Origin of the sequence: Massilia sp. IC2-477 (genome assembly GCF_020707265.1) — a bacterium.
In the GTDB taxonomy this organism is placed as follows: Bacteria; Pseudomonadota; Gammaproteobacteria; order Burkholderiales; family Burkholderiaceae_D; genus Telluria.
This window is the reverse complement of sequence record NZ_JAJFEQ010000008.1, coordinates 125513-148765: the sequence shown is the minus strand read 5'-3', so window position 1 is coordinate 148765 and position 23253 is coordinate 125513. Positions and strand designations below refer to the sequence as shown.

The 23253-nt window shown below is 66.1% G+C and carries 14 protein-coding genes; 6 read left to right on the top strand and 8 right to left on the bottom strand.

The annotated features are described in order from the left end of the window. The first annotated feature begins 38 nt into the window (after window positions 1-38). The 4 genes from LK542_RS17505 (at window position 39) to LK542_RS17490 (ending at window position 5181) form a co-directional block, all read left to right on the top strand. A complete protein-coding gene (locus LK542_RS17505; RefSeq protein ID WP_227812881.1) occupies window positions 39-1271 on the top strand; it encodes a DUF4071 domain-containing protein in 1233 nt (410 codons plus the stop codon). Window positions 1272-1339: 68 nt separating this feature from the next. Continuing rightward, a complete protein-coding gene (locus LK542_RS17500; protein ID WP_227812880.1) occupies window positions 1340-2500 on the top strand; it encodes a hypothetical protein in 1161 nt (386 codons plus the stop codon). A gap of 115 nt (window positions 2501-2615) precedes the next feature. Further along, entirely contained in the window at window positions 2616-4799 is a 2184-nt protein-coding gene (locus tag LK542_RS17495; protein WP_227812879.1) for a serine/threonine-protein kinase, read from the top strand. A gap of 13 nt (window positions 4800-4812) precedes the next feature. After that, entirely contained in the window at window positions 4813-5181 is a 369-nt protein-coding gene (locus tag LK542_RS17490; protein ID WP_227802512.1) for a hypothetical protein, read from the top strand. An 11-nt stretch (window positions 5182-5192) separates the two neighbouring features. On the opposite strand, the gene LK542_RS17485 is transcribed toward LK542_RS17490, so the two are convergent. The 4 genes from LK542_RS17485 to LK542_RS17470 form a co-directional block, all read right to left on the bottom strand. After that, window positions 5193-6686 (bottom strand): sigma 54-interacting transcriptional regulator, encoded by a 1494-nt coding sequence (locus LK542_RS17485; protein WP_227812878.1) that lies wholly within the window; start codon window positions 6684-6686, stop codon window positions 5193-5195. A 114-nt stretch (window positions 6687-6800) separates the two neighbouring features. Next, complete coding sequence (locus LK542_RS17480; protein WP_227812877.1) at window positions 6801-7490, bottom strand: hypothetical protein; 690 nt, start codon at window positions 7488-7490, stop codon at window positions 6801-6803. Window positions 7491-7955: 465 nt separating this feature from the next. Then, window positions 7956-10514, bottom strand: coding sequence for a family 20 glycosylhydrolase (locus LK542_RS17475; RefSeq protein ID WP_227812876.1), 2559 nt, complete (start codon window positions 10512-10514; stop codon window positions 7956-7958). 12 nt (window positions 10515-10526) lie between these two features. Further along, entirely contained in the window at window positions 10527-12242 is a 1716-nt protein-coding gene (locus LK542_RS17470; RefSeq protein WP_227812875.1) for an MFS transporter, read from the bottom strand. Between the two features lie 169 nt (window positions 12243-12411). On the opposite strand from LK542_RS17470, the gene LK542_RS17465 reads away from it, so the two are divergent. Continuing rightward, window positions 12412-14169, top strand: a complete 1758-nt coding sequence (locus LK542_RS17465) for a glycoside hydrolase family 9 protein (protein WP_227812874.1) — start codon at window positions 12412-12414, stop codon at window positions 14167-14169. 123 nt (window positions 14170-14292) lie between these two features. After that, complete coding sequence (locus tag LK542_RS17460) at window positions 14293-15825, top strand: tryptophan halogenase family protein (protein WP_227812873.1); 1533 nt, start codon at window positions 14293-14295, stop codon at window positions 15823-15825. A 13-nt stretch (window positions 15826-15838) separates the two neighbouring features. Here LK542_RS17460 and LK542_RS17455 read toward each other — a convergent pair whose 3' ends face one another. The 4 genes from LK542_RS17455 to LK542_RS17440 all read right to left on the bottom strand — a co-directional run bounded on the left by LK542_RS17455 (window position 15839) and on the right by LK542_RS17440 (window position 22805). After that, entirely contained in the window at window positions 15839-16927 is a 1089-nt protein-coding gene (locus LK542_RS17455; protein ID WP_227812872.1) for a GDSL-type esterase/lipase family protein, read from the bottom strand. Further along, window positions 16924-18060, bottom strand: coding sequence for a glycosyl hydrolase (locus tag LK542_RS17450; RefSeq protein ID WP_227812871.1), 1137 nt, complete (start codon window positions 18058-18060; stop codon window positions 16924-16926). The genes LK542_RS17455 and LK542_RS17450 overlap by 4 nt, the downstream gene beginning before the upstream one ends. After that, on the bottom strand, window positions 18057-20936 hold the full coding sequence (locus tag LK542_RS17445; protein ID WP_227812870.1) for a TIM-barrel domain-containing protein: 2880 nt from the start codon (window positions 20934-20936) through the stop codon (window positions 18057-18059). The genes LK542_RS17450 and LK542_RS17445 overlap by 4 nt, the downstream gene beginning before the upstream one ends. A gap of 204 nt (window positions 20937-21140) precedes the next feature. After that, entirely contained in the window at window positions 21141-22805 is a 1665-nt protein-coding gene (locus LK542_RS17440; RefSeq protein ID WP_227812869.1) for a DUF5597 domain-containing protein, read from the bottom strand. Between the last annotated feature and the right edge of the window lie 448 nt (window positions 22806-23253).

The following is a 23253-nucleotide window of genomic DNA, read 5'->3' as shown; positions in this document are numbered from 1 at the left end:
TGCTTACCTCAAGGCTAACGACAATCAAGGCAATGAACATGAGCGACGAGCGCAAAGTGTGTTTTGTTGTGATGGGCTTTGGTAAAAAAACGGACTACGAATCGGGGCGCACGCTCGACCTGGACGCCACGTTCGACGCCATCATCCGTCCCGCAGTCGACGCCGCAGGACTGCGCTGCATCCGTGCGGACCAGATCATGCACTCCGGCCTGATCGATCTTCCGATGTACGACATGCTGTTGCGGGCAGACCTGGTGATTGCCGATATCTCGACCGGCAACGTGAATGCGGTTTACGAACTAGGAGTGCGCCATGCGCTCAGGCCGCGCTCGACCATCATCATGAAAGAGTCGGCTGGAAAACTGTCCTTCGATCTCAATCATGTCAGCACGCTGCATTACGAACATCTTGGCCCCGATATTGGCAACCGCGAGGCGCGTCGTGCAAGCGCAGCCCTCCAGAACCTGATTACGCAGGTAATGGCCGAGCAAAAAGCGGATAGTCCCGTTTACACCTTCCTGCCCAAACTGCGTCAACCAAGCCTGAGTGACGAGGAATATGAAGAGCGGCTCGTCGAAGCAGAGACCTTGCAGTGTCAGCTGAGTTCCCGCATCAATGAAGGAGACCTTGCGATGCGTAGCAGCCGGCCTGCGGATGCTGCGAAAGCATTTGCCGCCGCAAGGAAACTGAAACCCGACGACCCGACACTTATCCAGAAGCTGGCGCTGGCAACCTACAAATCGAAGATGCCAAGCGAGACGGCGGCACTGTTCGAGGCCAAGGAAATCATCGGCGCGCTCGACCCGGAACACTCGAATGACCCCGAAACCCTGGGCCTTGCGGGCGCTATCCAAAAGAACCTGTGGAAGCTGCACCGGAACCGCGCGCACCTGGACGCGGCGGTCCGTTTTTACGGTCGCGGCTTCGAGCTGATGCGAGATTATTACAACGGCGAGAATCTCGCTCTGTGTTACGACTTGCGCGCCGAGGTCCAGACCGACGGCGCCGAGGCGACTTATGACCGCATGTCGGCGCAGAAAGTCAGGAAAGCGGTCATCGAGTTGCTGTTGGAACTGATGGCGCGTCCATCGTTTGCCGATCGAAAGGACCGGAGGTGGATACATGCAACCATGGCAAACTGCTATTTCGCGCTCGGCATGATGAACGACGGCGAGACCCAGGAACGCGCCTTCATGGAACAGAACGCGAGCGATTGGGAAATCGACTCATACAAGACGGGGAAGCAGACGGCAATGCAAGCCAAGGCGTGAATGTGCAGCCGGCTCGGCGGTTCGCGACCCGCTGAGCCTCCACCGAAACACGAAACGGGAGATACGCGATGTCTGCCCTGCTGGAATCACACGGTCCCGATCCGGACGTCCTCACTGCGGAAATTCCCAGTTTCCGCAAACCTGCCGCTGCAGCAAGCAATATCGCAGCCGCCCGAAGAATGCGGCTGTTCAGACGCTTCATTCTTCCGCTCCTCATGCTGGTCTGGGCCTTCTCGATGGTTTCCTTATCCGAGCGCGAAGCCAAACGAGCGGAGCTGCTCGATCAGGCGGAAGTCAACAGGCTTCTGGCCGATGGCGGAATCATGATCAGGAAGGATGGCGAATTCGGCGTCGTCGAGAAGAGCGATTATGACGAAGGGGCAAAGGAAGCCGGTGACGAGGTCGCCATCCTGAACAGGGCGCTGCTCGCGTCGCACGAACTCGGCGTGAATGCGCCGGATCTGGAGTCGCTGGTTCGCCAGGACGATCCGCCCGATCCTTACGCACTGCTTTTCTTCGTCGGGCTGTATGCCATTTTTGCACCAATCATATTATGGCGCCAGCCACTCAGGATCCTGCTCCTGCGGCCCTTCAACGACAGGAAGATCTCATCCTCGATACGCAGATTCGTACGGAAGAACCTGCGTGGATGGGGAAACATCGTGACCCTCTCGGACCGGCACATCAACGAGTCGGTCCTGCGTAACTCGACGATCTACGCCTTTTCGCCGAGGCGCATTATCGGATCTGCACTCGTGCTTCCGGTCTTGCCGCTGGTGCGACTGCCTCCATTGATTGTTGCCGTGCGCAAGGAGCACCATTTCCGTAGACTATACGCCGCACTGAAAAATCGCTATAACCTGAATTTCTTTTCCATATTCGACGTCATACGCAAGATCCGCTCAAGCGACGGACTCTGGCAACGCGTCGTGCTGTTTCTCATCGCGAATACCGATCTCATCGTTGTCGACCTGACCGCCAATAAGAGCGGCACGCTGTGGGAAGTCGAGCAACTGTCCAAACATGGCCTCCTTTGGAAGTGCATTTTCGTGGCTGAGGAAAGTACGGATGCCGGCATCGAGGCGAGTGCCTTGCTGCTTGGGTCAGCGCTCGGCAAGGTGTACCGATACCGTAAGAATGGTGCGATGCTCGAAGTGAGCGAATTCGAAGCGGCGGTGGCGGGCATTGTCAGCACGCCTGCCCGGGAGCGCGTTGCAAGCCGACCGTAAGCGACGGCCAGACAACAAACGAAAGCCTTTGTAAGCATCGGTCATTGCGCTACCGCAACGATTACGGTAATGTACGTTGATCCGTTTTCAACACCGGACAATGACCGATACTTCCTTGACTTCCGCCCCCTGCGCATCGGCAGGGTCCCCGCCGAGCCCGCCTGCCCTGCCCGGCCATTACGAGCTGCGCGACTGCCTCGGCGAAGGCGGCTTCGGCCAGGTCTACGAGGCCTGGGACAGCAAGCTGCGCCGCCCGGTGGCGGTCAAGTGCATCAAGCAGGGCGCCGGCGCCGACCCCGTGCGCGAAGCGCGCGTCGCGGCGGCCCTGCGCCATCCCGCCTTCGTCAAGGTGCATGCGATCGAAGACGGCGGCGATACCCAGTCGATCGTGATGGAACTGGTGCCGGGCCAAACCCTGAAGCAGGTCCTGGCGGCCGGCCCGGTGGCGCGCACCGATGCGCTGGCGTGGACGCGCCAGGTCGCAGAAGCCATGCGCGAAGCCCACGACGCCGGCCTCGTGCACGGCGACCTCAAGCCGTCGAACCTGATGCTGGAGCCGGGCGGCACGATCCGTGTGCTCGATTTCGGCCTGGCCCAGGACCTGGACCCGCTGGCCACCGCCGCGCTGCCGACCAGCACGCTGCAAGGCACGATCGCCTACATGGCGCCGGAGCGCATGCTCGGCGCACCGCTCTCGCCGCAGGCCGACGTGTACGCCCTTGGCCTGATCCTGTATGAACTGGTCGCAGGCGCCCGGCCTTTCGCCGCGCTCGACGGCCTGGCGCTGGCGGCAGCCCAGGTCCAGACCTCGTCCGACGGCTGGAGCTATCCGCCCGATGCCAGTCCACAGTTGATCGCCCTGATCCGCGCGATGACGGCGCGCCAGCCGCAAGGGCGACTGGCCGGCATGGGCGAGGTGCTGGCCCGGCTGGCGGAGCTGGACGCCCCGCTTGCGCCGGCTACGCGGCCGGCCAGAGCACCATTGTCGAAGCGCGCGCGCTATCTTCTCGCCGGCGCGCTGTCGGTGACGCTGCTGGGCGCCGCCGGCTGGGTCGCTGCGCCGCGCCTGGCGGCGCTCGGGTCGGCGCTGGCGCCCTTCTCCGAGTCCTTCGAGATAGAACAGGGGCTGGCGGCCGTGAAGCTGTTCGACCGTCCGGGGAGCCTGGACAAGGCTGAAAGCCATTTCCGCCGTGTCCTGGAACGCCAGCCGGACAGCGCCGCGGCGGCGGCCGGAATGTCGCTGATGTACGCGCTGCGCTACCAGACCGACAAGAGCGACGAGACCTGGCTCAAGCGCGCCGATGCCAGCGCCCAGCGCGCCACCCAGCTCAACGAGCAGCTGGCCCTGAGCCACATCGCGCGCGGCTGGGTGCTCGACATGCAGGGCAAGCGCGACGAAGCGCTGCAGGCCCATGCCGAGGGACTGCGCCTCGACCCGGGCAGTTTCTTCGGCTGGTACGGCCAGGCCGCGGCCTTGCGCCGCGCCCACCGCTACGACGAGGCGCGCGCGAAGCTGCTCGAGGCCACGGCGCGCTTCCCGCAGGAGCGCGTGTTCAGCGATGAACAGGGCAGCGTCGAATACGAGCAGGCCAACTATGCGGCGGCCGAGCGCGCATTCAGGCGCAGCATCGCCGTGCAGCCGGACGCGGTCATCGCCTACGCCAACCTGAACGCGGCGCTGCTGCGCCAGAACCGCGACGAGGAAGCCCTGCAGGTGCTGCAGCAGGGCCTGCAGATCCGGCCCAACGCCAAGCTCTACACCAACCTGGGCAATGCGCTGTTCCTGCGCCAGGACTACGTCGGCGCCGCCGCCGCCTTCGAGAACGCGGTCTCGCCCACGCGCGGCGCGCCCGGCGACTACCAGCGCTGGGCCGACCTGGCCGACACCCTGAACTGGATCCCGGGCCGCGAGGCGCAAGCGCGCGCCGCCTACGAAAAAGCGCGCGCGCTGCTGGCGCCGCGCCTGGCGCGCGCGCCCGACGACGTGCTGCTGGTCTCGCGCATGGCCCTGTACGCCGCACGCGTCAGGGCCGAGCAGGACGCAGGCAGGCTGCTGCCGCGGGCGCTGGCCCTGGCCCCGAACAGCGCCGACGTGCAGTTCCGCGCCGGCCTCGCCTACGAATTGCTCGGCCAGCGCGACGCCGCTGTCACCGCCATCAATAATGCCCGTCGCCTCGGCTATCCGGTCAAGTTCATCGACGCCGAACCCGACCTGGTGGACCTGCGCCGCGACGAGCGTTATGTCCGGGCCGCTGCGCTCGGCCTCCAGCGTGCTGCAACAGCACTCACGACGAAGTGAACTGAAAGAGACCATGGCAAGCAACTACAACATCACTATCCAATTCAATCCCGGCAACCCGATGGCAACCTGGAGCATCGACGACAAGATCGAAGCGCTGATCAACGCGCAGGTCGGCGATACGCTGACCTTTGGTTTCCGCATCCCCGACTCGCCGGCCGTCGAGCTGTCGAGCGCCATGCTGTTCGCCGGACCGCGCAAGCCGGCGGAAGCGATCTCGCCATTCAACCAGACCCAGATCCCGCTGGTGCAGGGCTCGAAAGTGAAGGTCCAGAACGAAGGCTTCTACGGTTTCTCGATCGCCTTCAGCACGACCGACAAGCAGGGAGTGAGCAACTTCTACTTCCTGCCCGATCCGGAGCTGGACGTCGGCTCGACCTGAGCCGGCCCGGGCTAGTCCGGCCGCAGCAGCCGCCAGCGGCGCCGCAAGGCTTCCGCCGGTGTGCGCAGCAGCGCCGCACAGCGCTCCACATCGCCCGCGCACTGGCTCATTGCGCGGGCGATGTCGTCTTCAGGGATGGTCTCGGCGCGCCGGATGTCGGGATGGTCTTCCAGCAGCTTGTACAGGCTGGGGCGCGAGATGCCCAGCGCCCCAGCTGCGGCCTGGATGTTCCAGTCGTTCGCGGTCATCGCTTCCAGCACTTCGCCGTCCGACAGCGCGGACGGCCGCCGGCGTGCAGCCGGCGCCTCGGTGGCCGGTGCCTGCGTTGGCGCCGGCGCCGGTTGCGCCTGCATCTGCGGCCGGGGGCTGCGCACCAGCTGCGCCAGGGTCGGCGTCGCGCCCGAATTCAGTATCAGCGCCGCGCGCTGCAGCACGTGCGCCAGCTGGCGCACATTGCCCGGCCAGTCATAGCTCGCCAGTTCCGCCACCAGCGCCGCCGGCAACGCTGCCTCGATGCCCTGCTCGCGCAACAGCTCCACGATCAGGACGCCGATATCCTCGCGCCGCGCCCGCAGCGGCGGCATCCGGATCACGAAGCCCGCCAGGCGGTGCAGCAAGGCCTGGTTGAAGGCGGCGCCATCGAGGTCCTGGTCGGACGCGGCGATCAGGCGCGCCGACGAATGGCGGTCTCGGGCCGCGCCGACCGGCCGATAGTCGCCCCCTTCCAGCACCCGCAGCAGCATGGGCTGCATGGCCGCCGGCGTGCTGCCGATTTCATCGAGGAAGAGCGTGGCCCCGTCAGCCTGCGCGAACAGGCCTTCGCGCGAGGCCTGCGCGCCTTCGGCCACGCCGAACAGCGAGGTCGCCGCCAGCGGCTCGCCCAATGCCGCCATGTTGACGGCGACCAGCGGCGCTTCCGCGCGGTCGCTCAGGGCGTGGATGGCGCGCGCGGCGATCTCCTTGCCGGTACCGGTTTCGCCCAGCAGCAGCACCGGCAGGCTGGTACGGGCCACCATGCGGATCTGCTCGCGCACGCTAAGGCCGGCGCTGCCGACGCCATGCAGGCCGGGCACGGCGTCCAGCGTGGGCAGGCGCGTCATCCAGTGCAGGCACAGCACGACGGCGCGGCCCAGGCTCAGGACCTGGCCGCTTGCCACCTCGGCGGCGCTGAAGTACAGCGACCCTGTCGCGACCTGGCCGTTGACTTCGACCACCATCGCGCTGGCGGGCAGCGTCATGGCCACCCCATCGTGCTCGTCGCGCGCCAGGCGCAGCGGCTGGCGCGACACCCCGCCGTGGCCGAGGGGCAGGCCGGAGCCGCCGGGGTGCATGAAGGCGGGAGCGAAGCGATTCAGTTCGACGATGTCGCCGCCGGTCGCGCCGATGAACTGTTCACCGACACGGGCGCGCTCGGGGTGCCAGACGATGGTCAGGGCCAGCAGGGGTTTGCCTGCGCTGGCCAGGTCGCCGAGCGGGGACGTCAGCGTAAAGTCGGTGTTGGTCATGGGGCCTGACAATGTACACGGGGTTGCAAGCTGTGCAGATTGTCATTTTAACCTCATGCGGAACCCCTTGGCCCGGAAACAGCCGCCCGTTTTCCTGCCTGTTCGGGCGATGCCCTAGCTCGCGCCTGCAGCGGAAATGCGTTCGGCCGCCGGCCCACACTGACGCGGCCGCAGGCGCGGCGATGCGACTTCGCGCGCCAGCATGGCGCCCTTCGGCGGGAACACATGCGCGCGCCGGTGATCGGCGATGTTGGCCACGGCAAACCGCGAGAAGCCCGCGCCACCAGGCGCTCCGTCATTCCCGCCACGGTGCTCGCCCGTGCCGGCCCTCTCGTCCTTGGGTCGCTTGCCGCCGGTGTCGAAGCGGATGTGGAAGTGGCGCTGGCGGACATCGACGACGTCGAGCAGAGCAGGGGTGACCGCCACCTGGATCACCATGGCCGGGGTCGGAGCCAGCACGCGCTCACCCAGGATGCCCCCGAGCCTGGCGTGGTCGCGCTCCAGGAAGGCGGATGCGTCGACGAAAGGCGTGGCATGCACGACCCGGCGTCCGCTCTCATCCGTCACCGAATCGGCGGTGTCCAGGAACAGCAGCTTGCCGCTCGGCCAGGCCGGGGTCGTGTAGTCGAAGAAGTGCGGATCGGTGAAAAAAACCTGGAATGCCATGCCGAGCGAGCCGCCGGCCGCATCGACATGGCGGCGCAGCCGTCCGATTGCGCTGTCGTCCGCGTACACGGCGATGCCGTCTTCCAGCGGACGCAACACCAGCCCGGCGCGGCGCAGCCTGTCGAAGCAGGACGGCACCGGCACGATCCGCAATTCGCGCAACACCCCGTCGGAGAAAAACGCGTGTCCGAACGAGAGTCGGAAGATCAGGCGGTGCGACGCCGGCATATCACACACCTTTCGCATGATGGCCACCGTGAAGAGGTTGATAATATTATGTCGGATAGCGCATTAATTGAAATGCGCCGGTATTGGGCAGCTCAACGTGGAAAGATTCGCCCCCGCCATTCATTTCCACGTGGCTGCAAGACAATGATAGTAAAGGGATAAATGGCTAGTCAATAAAATATTGACATTATTTTTTTACATGTAAAGTAACGTGTAAAACCTTGAGTTTTACACGTGCCATTTATCGATGACGTATTACCGCATTAATTGATTTTATTAATCTGAATTTCGGCGAATGAATTGGCCGATAATTCGAGAATTAATTATCTAGGGAATAAAAAAAACCCGCCGAAGCGGGTTATCGTGGTGAGCCTGTCAAGGTGAAACGATGCTGGCCGCCGGCCCTCGCCTGCCCGTACGATCGAAGGCCGCGACCCGGATCGTACCGCGCTCGAGGATCGGTCCGTCGACCAGGCGGCTCGACGCCAGCGGCTCGCTGCCATCGACGGTGTAGCGCAGCACCATGCCCGGTAATACATGGTTGGCCAGCACCCGGCCCCCATCCAGCAGCAGTCCGGGCGGCGCGATGCGGTAGGCCAGCTTGGCGCCGTCCAGGTCGAGGCGCGGCAGCACGCGCTGGCCCAGGGCATTCACGAAGCCGGTCCAGGCGCGGCGGTGCAGGACCCCGGCCTTGACCGGATCGAGCGTGGTGGCCCAGGCCGGATCGGCCGCCCAGGCGCGCTCGGCCAGCGCCGCCAGGCGCGGCATCACCAAGTAGTCGATCCGCGCGGGATCGCGCACGCTTTCCGCGAACAGGTTGGCCTGGATGCCGCGCACGCGGCGCTTGCCGTAGTCGGTCAGGCGGTCCTTGCCGATGCGGGCGCTGTCCGGCGCATCTTTCATGATGTCGAAGGGGATGAAGTCATACACGGTGTCGAGTTCCACGTAGGCGCCCCAGTTGACGCCATGCTCCTCCGGATTGGCATTGTGCGCCATGTCGAAGTACGCGCGCGTCACCGGCGTGAGCACGATGTCGTAGCCGGCATTGGCCAGGCGGTAGGCCAGGTCTTCGGCGCCCGCCGTGTTGTTCCACACGTAAGCGGTAAAGCCCTGGCGGGTGAAGCGTGGATTGGGGATCAGCTTGCGCGCGCCGTCGAGCTGCGTCTTGCGTACCGCCAGTTCTTCCCAGCCGGAAGTCCTCATGCCGTGGCGGCGCACGATGGCGTCGACGCGTTCGTAAAAATGGTCCCACAGGTCGGCCGTGCTCTCCAGGCCCAGCTTCTTCATCATGGCCAGGCTGGCGGGCGACTTTTCCCATGCGCCGTTGGCCAGCTCGTCACCGCCCATGTGGATCGTCTTCAAGGGCACGCCCGCTTCGCGGTGCAGGGCCGCCATCTCGCGCACCACGTGCTCGATGAAGGTATAGCTCGATTCCAGGCCCGGATTGATCACGTTGTCCCTGAAGTACTGGGCCGACAAATATTCCGAGCGGTCATCCAGGTCGTTCAGCAGGTAGCGCGCGGCGTCGCGGCTGCCCGCGCCCTTCAAACGGTGGTAGCGCGCCTCCATCGCCTGCACGGCGGCGCGCGCATGGCCCGGCATCTCGATCTCCGGGATCACCTCGATGTGGCGCGCCTGGGCGTAGCGCAGGATCTCCTGGTAGTCGGCACGCGAGTAGTAGCCGCTGCCGCTGCCGTCCTTCGGATCGGGCCCGGAGCCGAAGGCCGGCTGCAGGCGCTGGCCCGGGCGGGCAGCGTGGCCGCGCACGGCGCCGATCGCGGTCAGTTCCGGCAGACCCGCGATCTCGATGCGCCAACCCTCGTCGTCAGTCAGGTGAAAATGAAACTTGTTCAGCTTGAAGCGCGCCATCAGGTCGAGCCACTTGAACACAGTTTCCTTGCCATGGAAGTTGCGCGCCACGTCCAGCATGAAGCCGCGGTAGCCGAAACGCGGCGCGTCGACGATCGTCAAGACCGGCAGGTCCAGCGTGGCGCTGCCCGGCAGCGGCAGCAGGTCGCGCAGCGTCTGCAGGCCATACGCCACCCCGGCCGCGCTGTTGCCGACGATGTCGATGCCGCCGGCGGCGCTGATCTGCAGGCGGTAGGCGTCGGGGGGATCCTGTCCCTCGACCTTGCCGAGCACGAGGCGCAGGGCCGGGCCGCCGGCGGCGGGCAAGGCAGCCGGGAACAGCGAACGCGCCAGCGCCGCTTCATGCGACAGCCCTGGCGCGGCGCTGATCGCCGGCCGGCCGGCCAGCAGCAGGCGTCCGTCCCCAGGCTGCAGCTTCAGGGGCGTCGGCAGCACGAGCGGCAGCTGCGATGCCGGCAGCAGCTCCGCGCGCGCGTTGCGCCAATAGCTGTCTTCCGCGCTTACCGCCGAATGCGGGCTGCCGACCTTGCCGCGCTGGGGCGGCTCCGCCAAGGGGACGACGCTGTACTGCAGCGCCACCGCCTGCTCGGGCATGGCGTCGTACACGAGGTAGGGACTCCCGGGCGCCTTGGAGGACATGAACACCCCGTCGGGATGGCGATAGGCAAATTCCACGCTCTCGCCAGGCGCGAGCCCCTTGAACCCCGGTCCCGGGCGCAGGCGGTTCAAACCGCCGGCAATCTGCTCGAGTACCAGTCCGGCCGATTGCGCCCCGGACGGCATGCGGTCGATCCCGGTGAAGTACAGCGACCAGCCGGAAGGCGGCAGCGGCCGGGTGTCGCCGTTGGCGAGGATGAAGCGCGCAGGCGAACCTCCCTGCGCCAGCTCCAGGCCCGCCGGCTTGCGCTGCAGCTCCCAGCGCAAGGATAGCTGCGCGCCGTCGGCGACAACATGCACCCCGGTAGCGGTCCGGGTGGCGGACGCCTCTCCGGCCAGCGCGGAAGGCCCCGCCAGCACCAGCAGCGCCGCCAGCAGGGTCGATATCATCATCGTCTTCTTGTCCAAATCTGGGTCTCCTCAATTGGCCGCGCTGGGCCGCGCAAACAGGCGTTCGATCTCTTCCAGCGACTTGCCCCGGGTCTCCGGCAGGAAGAATGCCGCCGTGATGAAGTACAGCGCGGTGCAGCCGGCCCAGAACAGGAACATCATGTGGAAGCCGAAGTTGCCCACGATCGGCAGGAAGGCGCCGGCAATCAGCGTGCCGGTGCCCTGGTTGATCAGGAGCGCCACACCCATGCCGACCGAGCGGATCCGGGTCGGCATCAGCTCGGACAGGGCCAGCCAGACGCACACGCCCGGTCCGACCGAGAACGCGGCGATGAAGCCGGCGATGCACAGGGCCGCCAGCAGGCCACTGTTCTTGTCCGGGATCGGGCCGACGCTGGTGCGCACGATTTCCAGCCGCTCGGCGCCGGCGCCAGCGGGCGGCTTGACGACGATGCGCCCGTTCGGCACGGCCTGCGCTCCCGCTGTCGCCGTATACGCTTCGGCCACCTGCTGCTTGTCCCCGTACTGGTACAGGACGCTCAGCAGCACCGGTCCGGAGCCCGAACGGGCAAAGCGGGTGTCCGGCAGGTTCAGGTCGAGCGCATTGTCCCGCACCTGGGCCGCCACCTCGGCTCGCACGTCGACGCGTTGCGATTCGAAGCGGTAGAACAGCAGCGCCAGCAGCAACAGCGACACCATGATCCCGGCGGTGCCGATCTTGAGCAGGAACACCCTGCCCTTGCGCTCGACCAGCATGATGGCGAACACCGTCATCACCATGTTCAGGATCTTGATCGCGGTGCCGTAGCTGGCCGCGCTTACCGGATCGAGCCCGGCGTGCTGCAGGATGGTCGACATGAACTGCAGGATCGAATTGATGCCCGTGGCCTGGTTGCAGCCCAGGATCACGCAGGCCAGCACGAAGGGCAGCACGTAGCGCCGTTCGGTGAACATTTCGGCCAGCGCCGCGGCGCGGCCCACCTTGGGGCGTGCCTTTTCCTGCGCCAGCGCGGCGCCGATCTCGGCCAGCTCGGCCTCGCACTGCGCCGCCGGGCGCAGGCGCGCCAGCACGCGCGCCGCATCGTCCGTGCGCCCGCGCAGCATCAGCCAGCGCGGCGATTCGCGCACGAACAGGCAGCCGAGCAGGAACACGCTGCCCGGGTACAGCACCGCCAGGAACATGCTGCGCCAGGCGCGGTCGGCCGCAAGCGCCACCGCGGCCGCATCGCTGCCGGCGGCCTGGATCGCCAGCTCGGCACGGCCCAGGTAATGGTTGCCGATGAAGGCGGCCAGCACGATGCCCGCGGTGAGCGCGAACTGGAACAGCGCCAGGCCGCGCCCGCGCTGGCTGGCCGGCAGGCACTCGGCCAGGTAGAGCGGCACGACCACCGCGATCACGCCGCCGCTCAGGCCCTGCAGCAGGCGCCCGAGCAGCAGCGGGACGAAGGACTGCGACAGGTAGATCAGCGAAACGCTGCCGACGAACAGCAGCGCACTCACCACCATCATCGGACGGCGCCCCAGCCAGTCGGCCAGCATGCCGGCCACCACCGAGCCCAGGATCGAGCCGCCCATCACCGCCGCCACCACCAGGGACAGCTGCCCCTCGGGCAGGCTGGTAGCCCGGTGCAGGTAGGGCAAGGCGGGATCGATGATGCCGATGTCGATGCCGTACAGGAGTCCGCCCATACCGCAGACGGCAGTCAGGAACAACAGGTGCAGGCGCTGCTGGTGCTGTGTCGACATGGCTGGCCTCGGTAGCGATTGTTGCCGGATATCATAATCGCAATATGGGCCGGCGCACATACCGACGTGCTCGTTGACGTCGCCGGATACCGGACGGTATATTGAAATCGATTTCAAGTCGACAGCCACAGCCTGCGTCGGACAGCGCGACAACAATAACGGAGACCGCATGTACCACCCTGCAACCCATTCCGCCCCATTCCCTTCCGCGTCGCGCCTGGCCCTGGCGGCCGCCTGCGCCACGCTGCTGCTCGCCGCCGATGCCGGCGCCGCGCAGCCCGCGCAGATCAAGCTCAATCAGGTCGGCTTCCTGCCGGCTGCGCAAAAACTGGCGGTGGTGCCGGGCGACGCACAGGCGCGCTTCGCCGTAGTCGCGGCGGACAGCGGCAAGCCCGCATTCGAAGGCAGCCTCACGGAGGCCGCCACCTGGGACCTGTCGGGCGAGCGCGTGCGCCTGGCCGACTTTTCGGCGCTGCGCACGCCCGGCAGCTATCGGCTGCGCGTGGCCGGCCTGCCCGACTCGGCGCCGTTTGCCATCCAGCCCGGCGTCTACCGCGCGCTGGACACGGCCGCCATCCGCAACTACACCCTGAACCGCAGCGGCATCGCCCTGACGCCGGCGGTGGCCGGCGCCTATGCGCGTCCGCTGGCCCACCCGGACACCCGGGTACTGGTGCATGAATCGGCAGCGACCAAGGCGCGCCCCGCCGGCACCGTGATCGCCAGCCCCAAGGGCTGGTACGACGCCGGCGACTACAACAAATACATCGTCAATTCCGGCATCAGCACCTGGACCCTGCTGGCGGCCTACGAGCACTTCCCGGACTGGTTCGGCAAGCTGGCGTTGAACCTGCCGGAATCCGGCAACGGCCTGCCCGACATCCTCAACGAGGCGCTGTGGAACCTGGACTGGATGCTCACCATGCAGGATCCGGACGACGGCGGCGTCTACCACAAGCTGACCAACAAGGCCTTCGACGGCATGGTGATGCCGGAACAGGCCACGGCGCCGCGCTACGTGGTGCAGAAGACCACCGCCGCCACGCTCGACTTCGCGGCGGTGATGGCGACAGCCGCCCGCGTCCTGGCGCCCTTCGACGCCCAGGCAGCGCGTTCTCAACGCTACCTGGCCGCTGCCGAACGCGCCTGGCACTGGGCCGAGGCCAATCCGGGCGTGCTGTACCGGCAGCCGCAGGACATCAAGACCGGCGAATACGGCGACAAGAGCGTGGACGACGAATTCGCCTGGGCCGCGGCCGAGCTCCTGATCACGACCGGCAAGCCGGCCTATCACGCGCGCGCCTTCGGCTACCGCCCGGCTGCCGGCGAAACAGCGCCCGGCTGGGCCAACGTGGGCATGCTGGGCTGGCTCTCGCTCGCCCGGCACGGCGAGCGCCTGCCGCAAGGCGTGGATGCGGCGGGCGTGCGCAAGGACCTGGTGGCGCTGGGCGACCGGCTGGCGGGGCGCTGGCGCGCCTCGCCCTACCGCATCACCATGGCCAAGGAGGACTTCGTCTGGGGCAGCAGCTCGGTGATCCTGAACCAGGCCATGATGCTGGTGGCGGCCTATCGGATCGAGCCACGGCCGGAATACCTGCATGCGGCGCAATCGGGACTCGACTATGTCCTCGGCCGCAACGGTCCCGGGATCTCCTTCGTGACCGGCTTCGGCGCGCGCTCGCCGATGCACCCGCACCACCGTCCGTCGGAAGCGGACGGCATCAAGGCGCCGGTACCGGGCATGCTGGTGGGCGGCCCCAACCCCGGCCAGCAGGACGCCAAGGACTGCCCCGCCCCCTATCCATCGAAACTGCCGGCGCTGTCCTGGCTCGACCACATGTGCAGCTACGCCAGCAATGAGATCGCGATCAACTGGAACGCGCCGCTGGTCTACGTGGCCGGGGCGCTGGAGTCCCTGCAACGCTGAACCCACGCGCAACATTGAATGTTGTACGCAAACATTCTTGTTGCCGCGGGCTCGCGACCTGCTCTACACTCCTGTCGCAGGCGCGCGTAAAGACGCGTCGCTGGACCAAGTACAGGAGACGACATGAACGACAAGCCGATCCGCCGGATCGTGATCGTGGGCGGGGGCACCGCCGGCTGGATGGCGGCGGCGCCGCTGGCCCAGCGCCTGGCGCGCCGCCAGGAGGCGCCGTGCGAAGTGATCCTGGTGGAGTCGCCGGAGATCGGCACCATCGGGGTCGGCGAGGCGACCTTGCCGACCATCCGCTACTACAACGCCGCGCTCGGCCTCGATCCCGATGACTTCGTACGGCGTACCAAGGCCAGCTACAAGCTCGGCATCGAGTTCAAGGACTGGGGCCACCTCGGCAACCGCTTCTTCCACGGATTCGGCGACTTCGGCCCCTCGCTCGACCGCCACCCGTCCCACCTGTTCTGGCTGCGCATGGCCACGCAGTTCAGGGAGATGCCGGCGCTGGAGAACTGGTCGATCACGTCGATCATGGCGCGCAAGAACAAGTTCATGCCGCCGCACCACCACACGCCCTCGATCACCGACGGCTATTCCTACGGCTTCCATTTCGATGCCGGCCTGTACGCGAACTACCTGCGCGACTACGCGGTGAAACACGGCGCGCAGCGCATCGAGGGAACCGTGGCGGAGGTGGAGCAGCACCCGGAGAGCGGCTTCATCACGGCCCTCAGGCTGCGCGACGGCCGCCGGGTGGAAGGCGACCTGTTCGTCGATTGCTCGGGATTCCGCGGCTTGCTGATCGAAGGGGCGCTGAACGCCGGCTACGAGGACTGGAGCGCGCAGCTGCCCTGCAACAGCGCCCTGGCCGTGCCCTGCGCCAGCGCACCGGTGCTGACGCCCTATACCCGCTCCACCGCCAAGGAGGCGGGCTGGATCTGGCGCATCCCGCTGCAGCACCGCACCGGCAACGGCCACGTCTACAGCAATGGCTTCACCAGCGACGAGCGGGCACGCGAGCTGCTGCTCGACTCCCTCGACGGCGCCGCGCTGGACGAGCCGCGTCAGCTGCGCTTCGTCACCGGCCGCAGGCGCAAGTCATGGATCAAGAACTGCGTTGCGGTGGGCTTGTCCGCCGGCTTCGTCGAGCCGCTGGAATCGACCAGCATCAGCCTGATCGAGACCGCGGTCGGCAAGCTTGTCGAGCTGTTCCCGGACCGCGACTGCCGTCCCGAACTGGCCGACGAGTTCAACCGCTTCATGGGCGTGCGCTACGAGTCGGTGCGCGACTTCATCATCCTGCATTACAAGCTCACGAAGCGTGATGATTCGGAATTCTGGCGTTACTGCGCCAATATGCCGATTCCGGATTCGCTGCGCCACCAGATCGAGCTGTTCCGCGAGACCGGGCGGGTCACCATCCTCGACCCCCACGGCTTCGCCGAGCCTTCCTTCGTCGCCATGCTGATGGGACTGGGCGCAGTGCCGAAGCGTTACGATCCTTTCGTGGACGGCGCGGACATCCGCGAGGTCCATGGGCACTTCGCCGGTGTGCGCGACATGATCGTGCAGGCCGTGGAGCGCATGCCGACGCACGACGCCTACATCGCCAGCCAGCTCGCAGCAGCGAGCCCGCGCGCCGCCTGAGCCGCGCCCGGGCTTACCAGCCCATCCGAGCCCGCACCAGGGCGGTCAGCTTCGCTGCATTCGCCTGGTGATGGTGTACACGCGGATGCTGGCCGTAGCCCGTGTAGTCGAAGAACAGCGTGTCGATCCGCTTGTCGCCGTCTTCCTTGCGCATGCGTTCCACGGCCGCCGTGACGTAGCCCGGCCACGGCGAGCCGGGCCGGGTCGCGTCCATGCTGCCGAGCGCGCACACGATGTAGGCCTGCGGGTAGAGGCGGCGGATGCGATGGACGAAGCTCTTGTAGGCTGCGATACGCGCGGCATCGTCCGGCTCCGGCTGCAGCTTGTGGTCGCGGCCGATCAGCCAGCTGTCGTTCTGCAGCAGATTGACCACCACCACGTGCGGCGTCCAGCGCGTGAAATCCCAGCGGCTGTCGTTGTTGCCGACCGCGCTCAGCTGGTCGTAGAAGTCCGGCATGGTAAAGGGGAACCAGCTGATCATCACGCCGATGCCGCTCTGCGAGGTCAGGTGCGCCTCCGCCTTCAGCTGGCGGGCGGCGATCGCGGCATAGGACAGGAAGCTGTTCTTGTCCTTGCCGGCGTCGTCGCGGCCGTTGACCGCGCCCTCGTTGCCCATGCCGCTGGTGATCGAGTCGCCGAAGAACTCGATCCGGCGCGTGGGCCGCGGCGCCGGCGGCAGCAGTTGCGCGCCGTCGTCGAGTTCCAGGCCCCGGAATACGGTCGCGCCCTCTTCTCCTTCGGTGCGCTTGGTGATCAGGAAGCTGTGGGTGCCGGGCCGGAGCTTTTGCGCCACCACATAAGTGGCCTCGCCCTGCTTCGCTTCCACCACCAGCGGCGCGGAGAGATCCCCGTCGAGGAACACGTTGAAGTAGTTGCTGCCGCGCTGGTCGTCCAGCCTGATGGCCAGCGAGGTGCCCGTGAAGCGCCCGGCAATCGAGGTGTTCGGCCAGGAGATCACCGGCGCGCCAGGCCTCGAGAAGTCGATGCGGCCCGTGTACTGCAGCTTCGCATCGTCGGCGGGAACCGGCGTGGCGGCCGCGGCCAGGCCGGCATGCAGCAGGCCGGCCAGGGCAAGCCCCAGGGAAAAGGAGAGTGGTTTCATGGCGGCGCTTTCAGGAATGCCGGCAGCTTGTCCAGCGTGATGACCTTCGGATGGTGATACACCTTGTTTTTGTGCTCGGCCGTATTGTAGTAGTCGCCGGTCCAGAAGCTGGTCTTGTCGGCCACGCCGGCAGCGCCATTGGCGTCATTCCAGACGGTGAACCAGAGCCAGGGCGCCCCTTCGGCCAGCATCTTGTCGGGATCGGGGATGTAACTGGTTTCGGTCAGCGCCACCGGCTTTGCTTCGCGCCCGATCGCCAGCGCCCGGCGGTAGGTCGCGGCCTGCGCGCCGTAGCGCTTGCGGTCGCTGTCGTCGTAGATGTCCCAGCCGACGATGTCGACCACGTCGTCACCCGGATACCAGGTTTCGTCCTGCCCGTTCCACACCCAGATCAGGTTGTGCAGCCCGTGCATCCCGGTCATGCGCCGGTACATATGGCGCCACAGCTCGACGTTGGCGCGGGCCGGCGACTCGCCGTCGCTGCGCTGACGCCCCCACCAGAACCAGCCGTCGCCCTTGTGGCCGGAGGCCTCGTGCAAGGGGCGCCACAGCACCGTGACGCCGGCGTCGCGCAGGCGCCGCAACTGCGCCGCGACCAGGTCGATGCCGGCATTGAGCTGCCGGTAGGCGGCGCTGGCGGTATCCAGCTGCCCCTTGGCCATCGGGATGGTGAAGCCCGTGTTCTTGCCCGCATCCGGCTCGCGGACGTAGAAGTTGGCCCGGTTGACGCGCGCGGTCCCCAGCAGCGCCGGGTCGCGCCAGTGCCAGCAAAAGCTCACCAGGCCGCCGCGCCGGGCGAAGGCGATCGCCTCCTCCACCTGGTGCAGGCCGGAAGCGTCGGGAGCGCTCATCCCGGTGTTCATGAAGTCGTAGCCCATCAGGGCGGGATACTTGCCGGTATCGTCGAACACGCGCTGGGCCATGTCGACTCGGTCGTTCCAGGTCAGGTCCTGCTGGCCGGCGATGACCTGCCGGCCCCAGATGCCGTGCAGCCAGGCGTGGACCGCCTGCGCGTGGCTGCTCGCCTGCGGGTTCGACAGCCTTGGGGCCGCGGCCGCGGCGAACAGCGCCGGACTGGCCGCGGCGCCGGACAGCGCCGCCAGCCCCTTGAGCAGCTGCCTGCGTGCGTTCACAGCTTGATCGTGACCGGACGGCCGTCGTAGCTGACCGACTTGTCGTAGGCGTCCAGGTCGTTCGCCGCCGCGGTACCCGGACGCAGCACGCGCACCCGGAATTCGCGCTGCACGGGCATGCCCTTGTACTTGCCCTGGCGCGCGCCGATCGTGACGGTACCGGTGCGGTCGTCGTAGCTGAACGGAATGCGGCTGAATTCACCGCGCGCATAGGCGTTGCTCACGCCGTCGTCCTCGTACAGGCTGGCTTGGCCGTCGGCCCCGGCGACGACTTGCAGCACCAGTGGGGCATCCGGCTTCTCGTCTACGTACTGGGTCACCGGGCCGGTCGGGATCAAGGCGCCGGCACGCAGGAACAGCGGGATGCGCTCGCGCGGCGCCTGCACCGTGACGGTATTGCCCCCCTTGTGGCGCTCCCCGGTGTCGAAGTCGATCCAGTCGCTGCCCTGCGGCAGGTAGACCTGGCGCGAACGCGCGCCGTAGCTGGTGACCGGGGCGACCATCAGGTTGGCGCCGAACATGTACTGGTCCTTGATGTTCTTCACCCGATCGTCGTGCGGGAAGTCCATCACCAGGCCGCGCATCATCGTGCCGGACTGGTAATGGGTATCGGCCGCCATCGTGTAAATATACGGCATCAGGCGGTAGCGCAGCTTCAGGTAGCTGACCATCGCATCGCGCATGGCCTCATCGTCGCCCACCAGGTTGTAGATCTCGCGCTTGACCACCTCGCCGTGCGAGCGGAACAACGGAGAAAACGCGCCGAACTGGAACCAGCGCAGGTTCAGCTCGCGCCACTCCTTCATGTCTTCCGGATTGGCCTGCCTGGTACCGGTCGTGCGGTTCTCCTGGGCCGAGCCGACGTCGCCGACCTGGAACCGGGTCTCCTGGGCGTAGCCGCCGATGTCGTGGGTCCAGTTCGGAATGCCCGACATCGAGAAGTTGATGCCCGACGCGACCTGGTCGGCCAGGTTGTTCCAGCGCCCCACCGTGTCGCCGCTCCACACCGCCACCGAATTGCGCTGGATCCCGGCGAAACCGGAGCGCGACAGGATGAACTGGCGCTTGTCCGGCTGGTCGCGGCGCAGGTTCTCGGCGAAGCCTTGCGAGTGCACCAGGCTGTAGGGGTTGAAGGTGATCTCGCCGGCGCCGTAGACGGTGGGGCCGATCAGCTGCTTGAAGTCTTCCAGGCGCGCATTGGACAGGATGTCCGGCTCGGTATTGTCCATCCACCAGGCGTCGAAGCCCAGGTCGACCAGCTTGTGCTTCATCTGGCGGTAGTAGATATCACGCGCTTCCTTGGTGTAGGGGTCGTAGTGGCTGTTCTTGTAGCCCGGGCCGACCCAGTCCAGATCACCGTTCTCGACATTCTTGGTCCACATGTGGCCCTTGGCCGCCAGTTCCTTGTAGTTGTCGGTATTGGCGTAGAACTTGCCCCAGATGGACAGCATGATGCGCGCGTTCTGCTTGTGGACGGCATCGACCATGCCCTTCGGGTCCGGGAAGCGGGTCTTGTCCCAGTCGTGCGAGCCCCAGCCGTCTTGCGGCCAGTAGAACCAGTCCTGCACGATGTTATCCAGCGGCCAGCCGCGCTTGCGGTATTCCAGGACCGTGTCGAGCAGCTGCTGCTGGGTCTCGTAGCGCTGGCGCGACTGCCAGAAGCCGTAGGCCCATTTCGGCATCATCGGCTGCTGCCCGGTCAGGTGGCGGTAGCCGGCGATGACGCGGTCCATGCTGTCGGCGCTGATGACGTAATAATTGATCGCCTCCGCGATTTCCGAGGACATGGTGAGCGAATGGCGCTCCGCGCGCGGCAGCGGATTGTTGTGGGTGATGGCGATCATCCCGCTCGACACCTTCCAGTCGAGGTGCAGCTTCACCGGCTTGTTCTTCTCGAACTTAACCTCGAAGTTGTGGTACCAGGGGTTCCAGCCCATGCGCCAGACGTCCATCACCTCCTTGCCGTCGATGGACAGGCGCGCGTAGTCCGACGAGTACAGCTGCATCTTGTGCACGCCGGGCTTGTCGCTTTCCATGCTGCCTTCCCACACCACCCTGCCGTCCTTGATGTCCTTCAGCGGCGGCAGCTCCTTGGGCCAGTTTTCCGCCACGTCCTTCAGGTACTGGTAGGCGATGTCCTTCTCCTGGCGCGTGAAGGCCAGCTTGCCGTCGATGTAATAGCGGGCCGTGAGGCCACCCGGCTTGCCTTGCGCGTCGCGCAGTTTCAGGTCGCGCGACATCCAGGCATAGGGCGTCGGGTCGCCGAAGCGCGAGATGCTGTTGTTATCCCATAGCAGGCCGTAGTTCTTGTCCGAGACGACGAAGGGTACGGAGGCGATCATGTTGTGCTGGGCCAGCAGCACGTCTTCGCCGTTGTAGTTCATCTGCGAGTTCTGGTGCTGGCCCAGGCCGTAGTAGGCGTCGCGGGTGCCGTGGTTGAAGCCCTGGGTGATCGCGAGGAAAGGCTTGCCGCCCACCGTGAGCGGCTTCATGGTCTCCGCGTCCTGGCGCAGGATCGGCTTGCCGGCCGCATCGAAAAAGGCCACACGGCCGTCCTTCAGCGACACCGTGGCCGAGATCTTGCCCGCCTTGAGCAGTACCGCTTCGTCCTTGCCGGCGTGGGGCGCTTCCACGCTGAAGCTGCAGGCGCAGGGCGCCGCGACCGTCATCAAGGACGGCGTGAGCGCCTTGCCGGGCGCGTCGAACTTCAGCACCTGGATGATGTTGTCGCTCATCAGATTCAAGCGCACCAGCTTCGCGGCGCCGCGATCGGGCCGCACCTCGATGCCGGTGGCGGTTTTCTGGTAGCTGCCGGCAAAGGCCTGGTTGGCTGCGCACAGCAGCAGGACGGCGGTCGCCGTACGGGTAATTCGCATTGCGGGTCTCCTGGTCTTATTGTTGGGGCTTAGAACCTATCCCAGTAGGGAATGAGTCGTTGCTGGCGCGCCTGACAAGCGTGGGCTGCGTTGTTCGTCGTTGCATGGCTAGCCATGCGGCCTCCTCTCGCCTTGCCCACGCTTGCCATGCATCGCAGACGCGCATGTCGCCATCAACTTCCTCCTCCCTACTGGGATAGGTTCTTAGTATTCGTAAGTGCGCATCTTCACCTTGAGCACGGTCGGTGCAGCAGGCAGGTTCAGGCCATAGTCGGTCTGGTCGCCGTTCCAGTTGCGCTCCATGATCCATTTGCCGGCGGCGTCGAAGCGCCCTTCTTCCACGCGCGCATACATGGACGGCTTGCCGGTGTCCGGCGCCAGCTTGACGCGTGCGCGCTGGCCGGCCAGCACGAACTCGTCCGGCCCGGTCTGCGCGATCGCCACGCCGCCGCCCGGCTGTTCGGTGCCTTCGGCATACTCGTTCTTGTCGCGCAGGTATTCGCGCTCGCCGAACTGGAACTCGCGGAAGGTGACGGTCGCCTGCCAGCCATCCATGGCGACCGTTTGCGGCGTGCGGTCGTCACCCTCGGCGACGCCATGGGTGCGGCCCTCGAAGGCCCAGCGCGCCCACAGGCGCGACATCGGGGCCAGCAGCTTGTAGACCTGGCCGAAGGGCTCGACCATGCGGCGGTCCGTGTACTTCGAGCCGAGCGGGTAGTTGCTGTAGCTCGCATAGTCGATGCCGAAGGGGACCACGCCGAGCGCCCCCTTGCCGACGATCTGCCAGACGTAGCGCGCGTAGCCGGCCGCATTGCCCATCTCGGCCACCAGCAACGGGTTGTCCGAACGGTGGAAGCCGGCCAGCACGGCGCTTACCTTGCTGGATTCCGGCATGTAGATGTCGGGCGCGGCGAAATCGATGTGGGGCGCAGCGGCCTTATAGATGCCGAGCACGTCCCAGGTCGGGCCGCCGCTGGCGAAGTCTCCCTTCCACACAGTCGCCGGCCGGCCGGGCTGGCCGGGCTCGCGCAGCGCATTGTTGACGAACATCGGCAGGTCGTAGACCGCGCGGCCGGCTTTCGCGATTTCCTCGATATAGCTGGCGATCGCCCAGCTATGGAAGTATTGCCCCGCATAGTCGCCGTACACCTCACTCCAGCTGCCTTGCGCGGGCCGCCCGGCCGGCGCACTCTGTCGTGCCAGTACCTCCTTCGGCACCGGCTGGCGGAACGCGGCTTCGGCACGGGCGCCGTGGTCGCGCACCAGGCCATAGGTGCCGACCTCGTTCTCGACCTGCACCATGATCACGGTGCGCCTGGCGGCATCGATGTTGCGGATGTGGCGCATCAGGGCCACGAAGGCCTTCCTGTCGGCCGCCAGGGTCGCTTCGCCGAAGGGCGACAGGCAGTAGCTGGGCTTGCCGTCCGCATCGAGCATGCGGGGAAAGCGCCGGTTGTCAAATTTGACCCAGTCCGGCGTATAGGCCGGGCCGGTGTTCTTCCAGGTGCCGAACCACAGCAGCACCAGGCGCTTGCCATGCGTTCTAGCCTGGGCCACCAGCGTATCGACGTAAGCAAAGTCGAAGCTGCCCTCTTCGGGCTCGACCTGCTCCCACGCGACCGGGATCGCCAGGGTATTCGCATGTGCATCCTCGAGCGCGGCCCAGACCTTGGGCAAGGCCGCCGGATAATTGCTGGAATTGTGGGCCTGGCCGCCCAGCACCAGGAAGGGAGCGCCGTCGACCAGGAGGGCATGGCGTCCATCGCGCTCGACAAGACGCGGCAGTTCCGCGGCAGGCGCGGCGGCAACCTGCGCTGAAACCAGGGTCCATATCATCGCGGCCAGCGCGGCCCTGGAAAATCCATGCATGCTCACTGTCCTGTCTCCGGATTGTTGTTATTTATGCCAACTATGTGAGGCATGCTAAGCGAGAGCGGCAAGGCGTGGCAAGCAAAATGTTCGCGCTACCAAGTCACGTGCTGTCGACCTCTCCGCGCCACATTCCGAATAAATGCCGAAATCGCTGAAATCGATTTCTTGACCGCCGGGGAGGTATTGCGTAGTGTAAGCATCTGGCAACGCGACCTGTCACAGTACGCATGTGTTCCCGGTAGCCCGGTCTCGCCCTGCAGCAGGCATATCCAGGCCGGTTCAAGATCGTGTCGTTACGCAGTATCCCGGGCAATGTGTTGTGCAATGACAAAAAAATGGAGTTTGTAAGGCCATCATTACAAATCTATGGTAGCGTCCAACAAACAGTGTTAGCTGAGCCACAATGCGGTGCCGGCGTGCTATGAACTGTTAGATAAAAAAATTA